At 68.8% G+C, this 6,838-nt stretch carries 7 protein-coding genes and 1 tRNA gene; 2 read left to right on the top strand and 6 right to left on the bottom strand.

The annotated features are described in order from the left end of the window. Positions 1–350, bottom strand: a 350-nt coding sequence (locus tag AC1DZ6_RS15680; RefSeq protein WP_477098086.1) for an SIMPL domain-containing protein, incomplete at its 3' end; no start/stop codon positions are given. A gap of 201 nt (positions 351–551) precedes the next feature. On the opposite strand from AC1DZ6_RS15680, the gene AC1DZ6_RS15675 reads away from it, so the two are divergent. Together AC1DZ6_RS15675 and AC1DZ6_RS15670 are read left to right on the top strand one after the other, a co-directional pair. Beyond that, positions 552–627 (top strand) — tRNA-Ile (locus tag AC1DZ6_RS15675). A gap of 239 nt (positions 628–866) precedes the next feature. Beyond that, positions 867–1,865, top strand: a complete 999-nt coding sequence (locus tag AC1DZ6_RS15670) for a DNA cytosine methyltransferase (RefSeq protein WP_477098085.1) — start codon at positions 867–869, stop codon at positions 1,863–1,865. On the opposite strand, the gene AC1DZ6_RS15665 is transcribed toward AC1DZ6_RS15670, so the two are convergent. From AC1DZ6_RS15665 to AC1DZ6_RS15645, 5 genes are read right to left on the bottom strand one after another with little or no spacing between them, the layout of a single operon-like run. Then, the gene (locus tag AC1DZ6_RS15665) at positions 1,839–2,849 is read right to left on the bottom strand and encodes a hypothetical protein (RefSeq protein ID WP_477098084.1); all 1,011 of its coding nucleotides are present in this window, start codon (positions 2,847–2,849) and stop codon (positions 1,839–1,841) included. The genes AC1DZ6_RS15670 and AC1DZ6_RS15665 overlap by 27 nt on opposite strands. Before the next feature lie 7 nt (positions 2,850–2,856). Beyond that, positions 2,857–3,924, bottom strand: a complete 1,068-nt coding sequence (locus AC1DZ6_RS15660; protein WP_477098083.1) for a methyltransferase domain-containing protein — start codon at positions 3,922–3,924, stop codon at positions 2,857–2,859. A 2-nt stretch (positions 3,925–3,926) separates the two neighbouring features. Beyond that, positions 3,927–4,139 (bottom strand): DUF5989 family protein, encoded by a 213-nt coding sequence (locus AC1DZ6_RS15655; protein WP_477098082.1) that lies wholly within the window; start codon positions 4,137–4,139, stop codon positions 3,927–3,929. Beyond that, a complete protein-coding gene (locus AC1DZ6_RS15650; protein WP_477098081.1) occupies positions 4,136–5,905 on the bottom strand; it encodes a carbamoyltransferase family protein in 1,770 nt (589 codons plus the stop codon). Before AC1DZ6_RS15650 ends, AC1DZ6_RS15655 begins: the two co-directional genes overlap by 4 nt. After that, a complete protein-coding gene (locus AC1DZ6_RS15645; protein ID WP_477098080.1) occupies positions 5,905–6,639 on the bottom strand; it encodes a ferritin-like domain-containing protein in 735 nt (244 codons plus the stop codon). Before AC1DZ6_RS15645 ends, AC1DZ6_RS15650 begins: the two co-directional genes overlap by 1 nt. Positions 6,640–6,838 lie beyond the last annotated feature (199 nt).

Below are 6,838 nucleotides of genomic sequence, written 5' to 3'. Positions count from 1 at the left end.
AGCTTGGGCGGCTCGTTCTGCACATAGACGTACTGCGGATTGACGTTGAGGTTGGAGGTCTGGATGTCGCGGTCGGCGATCCCGGCCTTCTTCAGCGCCGCGACCACCTTGTTCATCTGGGCGGCGTTGGCGCTGAGAGCGCCGGCGGCGGTCGGGGCGTCGGTCTGGACGCCCAGGGTGATGGTCGCCAGGTCGGGGACCACCTTGCTCTCGCCGGAGGCCGACAGGTTCAGCGTCGTGGCGCGGAAGGCCGCTTCGGCGGAATCAGCATGGGCGGGCAGGGCGGCCGCGCCGGTCAGCAGGGCGGCGGCCAGGGCGACAGAGGCCGTGCGGTTGATCAGGGCGGTCATAGTCGTCGTTCTCCATGCGGCTGGGGGACAGGCGCCGCGACCTTCATCGTCTCGTCCGCCGATCCCGACAAGCGTTACCGGCGGCGGACGGCTTCTGTGTGACAGGCCCAACCTGAACCGGACCTTTAAGCCGCGTGCAGCCCATGCTAATCGACCCGTCCTCCCGAAGGGGCCGCGCCGCGCGCCCACGCCGTGTCTTGGGGGCCTGTAGCTCAATGGTTAGAGCCGACCGCTCATAACGGTCTGGTTGGGGGTTCGAGTCCCTCCAGGCCTACCAAACTTCATCAAATGACGAGGTTCGTGCTTCACACGGCGGTGCCTCGCCACCACCATGAGGCGCTGGGGACTGGGCAGCGAGGTGAGTCGGGGTTAAGCAGTCTGGCCTCATTACCGCCACCGCCATGCCATGGCTAATGGCCTATTAGAAATGCCACCGAACCTCTACACCACGCGTTGTGTTCTCGGATTGTTCTGCTATTTGTGCTCCACTTTATGGTGTGGAAGAAGGGGGAGGAAATGGCTTTCACGACACTCGACCTTTTTTCGGGTGCAGGTGGATTGAGCTTGGGCCTAGAGGCGGTGGACATCCATAGCGCTCTGGCCGTCGAGATAATGCCCGACGCCGTCGCGACCTATAGGGCGACCTTCCCGAATGCTGAGGTCTATAGCGGTGACATTCGCAACGTCGAGTTCAAGTGTTGGGCGGGCGTGGATGTCGTGGCCGGAGGCCCGCCGTGTCAGCCCTTCTCAATCGGGGGTCTCCGTCGCGGCCGCGAAGACGTCCGAGACTTTCTGCCGGAGTTCGTGCGCGCCGTCCTTGAGGTTCGCCCGCGTGCTTTCATCATGGAGAACGTGCCGGGTCTGATCTCTTTCGGGCCGTACCTACGGTCGGTGCTCGCGCCGCTCTATGACCTCTATGCCATTTCCGAGCCTCAGGTGCTCAACGCGGCGGACTACGGTGTCCCCCAAAGCCGGAAGCGTCTTGTAATCGTCGGTAGCGCCGAAGGAGCAGCGTTCCGTCTGCCGCCAGGCCGACCCGACGATCGGATCCCCGCGGGGGCGGTTTTGACTCGCGAGCCGCGCGGCGAGCCGAACCCGTCGAAGATCGTCTTCGCCAAGAATCCTGACCTCCGGCCGAACCCTTATCAGGGCCACCTGTTCAACGGGGGCGGCCGGGCCATCGAACTTGACAGGGCCTCGCCCACGATCCTTGCCGCTGCGGGGGGCAACAAGACCCACTTCCTCGATCTCGAGGACCGCATTCCGGCATATCACCGGCACCTGAAGAACGGCGGCGCTCCTTACGTTGGGGAACTGCCTGGCGCGCGACGGCTAACCGTGACGGAAAGCGCGGCGCTCCAGAGTTTCCCCGAGCACATGCGGTTCCTTGGCTCGCGCAGTTCACAGTACACGCAGATCGGCAACGCCGTGCCGCCTAGGCTGGCGCAAGCTATCGGCAGCGAACTTGTGGAACAGGTGTTGGGGCGTTCACGCCGTAAGCGCGTGGCTGCTTAACAGCGTCACATAGGCGTTGACCCGTTCGACGTCTGGCTGGTTCTTCTCGATCAGCTCATATAGCCGGACGAGGGCCGCAGCACGGTTCGGCTTCTTCAGCACCCCCAATAGCAGACGCGCGAACCCTCGCACGTCCATCACGGACACGTCGGACGTCGTGTCGCTCAGCGCATCCTCAAGGCCCATAAGGTCATCCCCATAGGCGAGGACATGAGCCCGATAGGTTCCGATGTTCTTCGCCGCCGCAACGGCCTGCCCAACCTTTCCTCGCCAGTTACTGGCGGACACCTCGAAAGCCTCCAGTATCTCGCTGCCGCGCATGATCTGGACGTCAGCTGATGCTCCCGCGCTGGCGTCGGAGGCGTTGATGTTCTTCGTCTTCACGTGGAGGTGGCCCAGGCCGCCCATGCCAAACTGTTCAATCACCGCATGGAGGAATGCCGCGACGGTGAACTGTTCATATGCCCCGCCCGAAGGGAGCTTGAAGAGGTCGTCCAGCAGGCCGGCAACCTTGACGAAGGAGAGTTCCACCGGGGCGAGGGTCGGCATCGGCAGTACGGCGCGGGCCGTCAGCGCGACCACCGCCGACAGCAGCGCCAGGAGCCGCTCCCGCAACTCCGGCGCGGCGGTGTCCATCCAGCGGAGGAGGTCGTCAAAAGCGGCGACGTTTCCCCGTGCGAGGTTCGTCGTGTTCTTCCCGATGTTTTGGTAGGCGTCCTTGACGCCTGGAATGTGTCGGCGGTCGAGCGCCGTCGCGAAGTCTCTCGCCGCGCTCCGGGCGCCGTCACCCTTGAACGTGTGGCCAAACCCCGGCTCCTCAAGCCCCCAGGCCAACTGGATAAATACGCCGTCCCGGTAAGACAACGGGGCCTTCAAGGTCGCATCAAGCAACGCCAGGGCGTCTTCGGGCAGCTCGCCGCGTAAGGCCGTGATTCGGGCGGCGCTTTCCCTTGGTGTGTCCAGATGCTGGTCGAGCTGACGCACAAGCCGCTCAACGACGCGGGCGGATATTCGCGCCGGTTGCGCAGTCGGGAGAGTCGCCATGGGTGCAGGTTGGCGCCTCGGCTGAGTGGAGTCCACGGCCGGAGGACGAACCCCGCCGCCCCACCATCACGAACAATCCCCCCTCCGGCCCCAGCGTCTTCATCCAGCTGATCTGGCTGAGCCACGCCTCGAACCGCCAGTTGTCGGCGGCCGGTTCGAACAGGTCCTCCGGCTCGTCCCCGATCACCGTGCTCGGATAGGCCCGCACATAGTCCACACCGTTCTCGGCGAACCACCTCAGCACCTCGCCGTGCGTATGCCGATGCTCCTCCGGGTGCTGGTACTGGTCGCGGAGCCAGGCGGCGTGGCGGTCGGGTTCGGTGGCGCGGGCGGCCAGCACGGGGTCGAAGGGGATCCAGCGGAAGCCGGTCAGGCGGGCGAGGATCCGCCGCAGCCGCAGGGGCAGGCGGGCGACGGCGTTGTAGAGGCCCAGCACGATCATGCCGCCGTCGGGCCGGGCCAGCCGGGCCAGCCGGGCGAAGGCCGCCCGGGGATCGGGGGTGTGGTGCAGCACGCCCAGGCAGACCACCACGTCGAAGGCTCCGTCGGCCAGGCCCGGCGCGTTGAGGTCGGTCTCGACGAACGCCACCCCTCGCGCGCCGAACCGCCGGGCCGCCGCCGCGCCCAGGTCCAGCGAGGCGCGGGTCAGGTCGGCGCCCACGACCAGCCGGTCGGCGCGGGCCAGGTACAGGCTCATCTGGCCRGTGCCGCAGCCGACCTCGACGATCCGCGCGTCGCCGGGGATGGCGCGGTCCAGCAGCCGGGCGAACGGACTGCGCTCGGCCCGGGCCCGCAGGCCGTCCAGGCTGTCGCGCGGCGGATAGCCGGGGAAGGGGGCCTGTTCGTAGAAGTCGCGGACGGCCTGCGTCCGGGCTTCGCTTGGCAGGCGCAGGTCGACGACGCCGTCCCGCTGGTCGTAGCGCACGCCGCAGCCCTGGCAGGTCCAGTCGGCCGCCAGTCCGCCCCCGCAGGCCGGGCAGGCGAGCAGGGCGCGCAGGTCGGCGTTGTCGTCCACGCTCAGAAGATCGCGTAGACGAACGGCGCCAGGGCCTCGACGGTGACGGCCAGGATCAGCACCGCGCCGGTCAGGCACAGGAAGACGGCCAGGGGGACCAGCCAGCGGCGGCTGGACTGGCCGCGCCACAGGCCCTGGACCAGGTCCAGGGTCGAGCCGGCCATGCTGCCCAGCACGATCATCTGGCGGTGAATACGTCCACGACGGCGGATCATGCCAGTTCCTCCCTCAGTGTGGCCTGGGCCCGGGCGCGCTTGACGATGCGGGACCGGCCGGCGACCAGGACGTCGATCCCGCAGCGCCGGAAGGTCGAATAGCCCTCGACCACCCGGTTGACGATCGGCTCGCCGGCCAGGTTGAACGAGGTGTTGAGCAGCACCGGCAGGCCCGAGCGGCGGCCATAGGCCTCGAGCAGGGCGTGCAGGCGCGGGGCCATCGACCGCTCGACGGTCTGCAGCCGGGCGGTGCCGTCGACATGGGTGACCGCCGCCAGCCGCTCGCGCCATTCGGGTCGCACCGGGAAGACGCCGGACATGAACCGCGCCAGCCGCGCCCCGCCCGGCGGCAGCTCGAAATAGCGCTCCGCCGCCTCGATGGGCGCGACGGGGGCGAAGGGGCGGAACTCCTCGCGATACTTGATGTCGCGGTTCAGCCGGTCGCGCATGGCCACATCGTGCGGCGCGGTCAGGATGCTGCGGTGGCCCAGGGCCCGGGGGCCGAACTCGGTGGCCCCCTCCATCCAGCCGACCACGCGGCCGGCGGCCAGGTCGTCGGCGGTCTGCTCGATCAGGGCCGTCTCGTCCAGGGTGGCGACCGGCAAGCCGTCCTCGCCGGCCAGGCGGGCCAACTCGTCATCGTCGATCGACGGCCCCCAGAACGGATGGTCGGGCGCCTCGCGATCGGGATTGCCGAAGTGGATGCGGTCGGCATAGAGCGCCGCGCCCAGGGCCGAGCCCGCGTCGCCGGGTGCGGGCGGCACGAACAGGCGCTCGAAGCCGGACTCGGCCAGGATGCGGGCGTTGGCGACGCCGTTCAGCGCCACCCCGCCGCCCAGGCACAGGTCGGGCAGGCCGCTCTCGGCGTGCAGCCGGCGGGTCATGTCGACCAGGATCTCCTCCAGCACCGCCTGGACGCTGGCGGCGATGTCGGCGAACCGGCGGCCCTCGGCGCTGGCCAGGTCGATCGGCTCTTGGGCGTGCCGCGGCGGGCCGAACAGATCGACGAACCGCTTGGAGTAGGAGCGCGCGACCGTGGTGTGAAATGCGAAATAGTCCAGCTCCAGGGCGAAGGCGCCGTCGCCCGTGCGGCGAATGACCTTGCGGACCTGGTCGATCATGGTCGGCCGGCCATAGGCGGCCAGACCCATCACCTTGTACTCGCCCTCGTTGACCGCGAAGCCGAGATAGGCGGTGAAGGTCGAGTACAGCATGCCCAGCGAATGCGGGAAGCGCACCTCGCGGTCGAGGACGATGGAGGTCGGGCCGTCGAGCGTGCGCTGGCCCCGCCCGACGGTCAGGGTGGCCCATTCGCCGACCCCGTCGGCGGTCATGATCGCCGCATGGCGGGTGGGGGCGGTCAGGAATGTCGCGGCGGCGTGCGACTGATGGTGCTCGGTGAACAGGATCTTGTCGCGAGGCACGCCCAGCTGGGCGGTGATCAGGCCGCGCACCCAGGCCTTCTCGCCCAGGCTGTTCTTCATGGCGTGGGCGAAGGCGGCGCGGCCGTGGGGAAAGGCGCGCAGGGCGCTGWTCAGGATGCGGTCGAACTTCAGCATCGGCCGCTCGTAGAAGACGACGGCGTCGAGGTCTTCCGGCTGCAGGCCCGCCTGGTCCAGGCACCATTCTATGGCTTCGAGCGGAAAGGCCGCGTCGTTCTTGCGCCGCGACAGGCGCTCCTGCTGCACGGCCCCGACCGGCAGGCCGTCGATCACCAGCGCCGCGGCGGAGTCGTGATAGTGCGCGGAGATGCCGAGGATCTTCATCAGTATTGCCGTTTCAGCGCGCGCTGGCCGTCGCGCTCGGGCGCGATCGGCGTCCAGCCTTCGGGCTCCCTGGCCTGGGCGCGGCGGGCCAGCAGGGCGAAGGGCGGCAGCAGGACGAAGTACTGCAGGGTCAGCACCACCGTGCCGACCACGGCGGCCAGGGCGCCGGCGAACCGCAGATACAGCGACCACAGCCGGCGCAGACGGGCCATCCACAGCAGGCGGCCGTGGTCCTTCGGCGCGACGCGCAGCAGTTGGGCGTGGGTGTAATTCATGTGGAACGCCTCGTCGTGGCACACCCTCTCGAAGACCTCGCGGGTCGGGGGATCGCCGTCGAGCACGGCGATGTAGTGCGTGAAGTCGCGCGCGGCGGCCTTTTCCGACAGGTGCAGGAAGGCCAGCAGGGCGCCGTCGCGCTCCTGTTCGACCCGCAGGTCGTCCAGGCCGCGCTCGCCCGGGGCCAGCCAGTCGGCGCGGCCGCCGTCCCCTGGGCCAGCGGGCAGGGCCGCCATCACGGCCAGGCCGCGCTTGCGGAACAGATCGGCGTGGCGCTGCTCGTCCAGGGCGTGGAGCAGGAACAGGCGGCGCAGGAGGGGATCCTTCGTCTGCTCGGCGGCCCGGACCAAGTCGCGGCCGCCGTCAGCCTCGACCTCGGCGAAGCGCAGAAGATTGTTGGCGCGCCGCCGGGCGTCGCGCCAGACCCATCGGTGGACCGATGACAGCGGGGATTGCATGAGGCAGGGTCCCTTCTGGCGGCCATCCAATATCATCCGCGAGGGAGGATCAACATTTGGCTGAACAGGCCGGATCCTCGGTCTCGCCGCCCTCCCGGGCGCCCCAATCTCGAGCGCGGGGTCTGGCGGCGGAACTGGTCGTGGCCGCGTTGGGGCTGGCCCTGCTCTGGTGGGCCGCCGCGGCCACCAGAGCAGGGCC

It is taken from the genome of Caulobacter sp. P1_B12_2, assembly GCF_056406675.1.
This window is presented reverse-complemented; position numbering and strand designations above follow the sequence as displayed.

Coding starts and splice junctions, on each gene's coding strand:
- AC1DZ6_RS15670 (WP_477098085.1), top strand. CDS start 867: ATGGCTTTCACGACACTCGACCTTTTTTCGGGTGCAGGTGGATTGAGC.
- AC1DZ6_RS15655 (WP_477098082.1), bottom strand. CDS start 4,139: ATGATCCGCCGTCGTGGACGTATTCACCGCCAGATGATCGTGCTGGGC.
- AC1DZ6_RS15645 (WP_477098080.1), bottom strand. CDS start 6,639: ATGCAATCCCCGCTGTCATCGGTCCACCGATGGGTCTGGCGCGACGCC.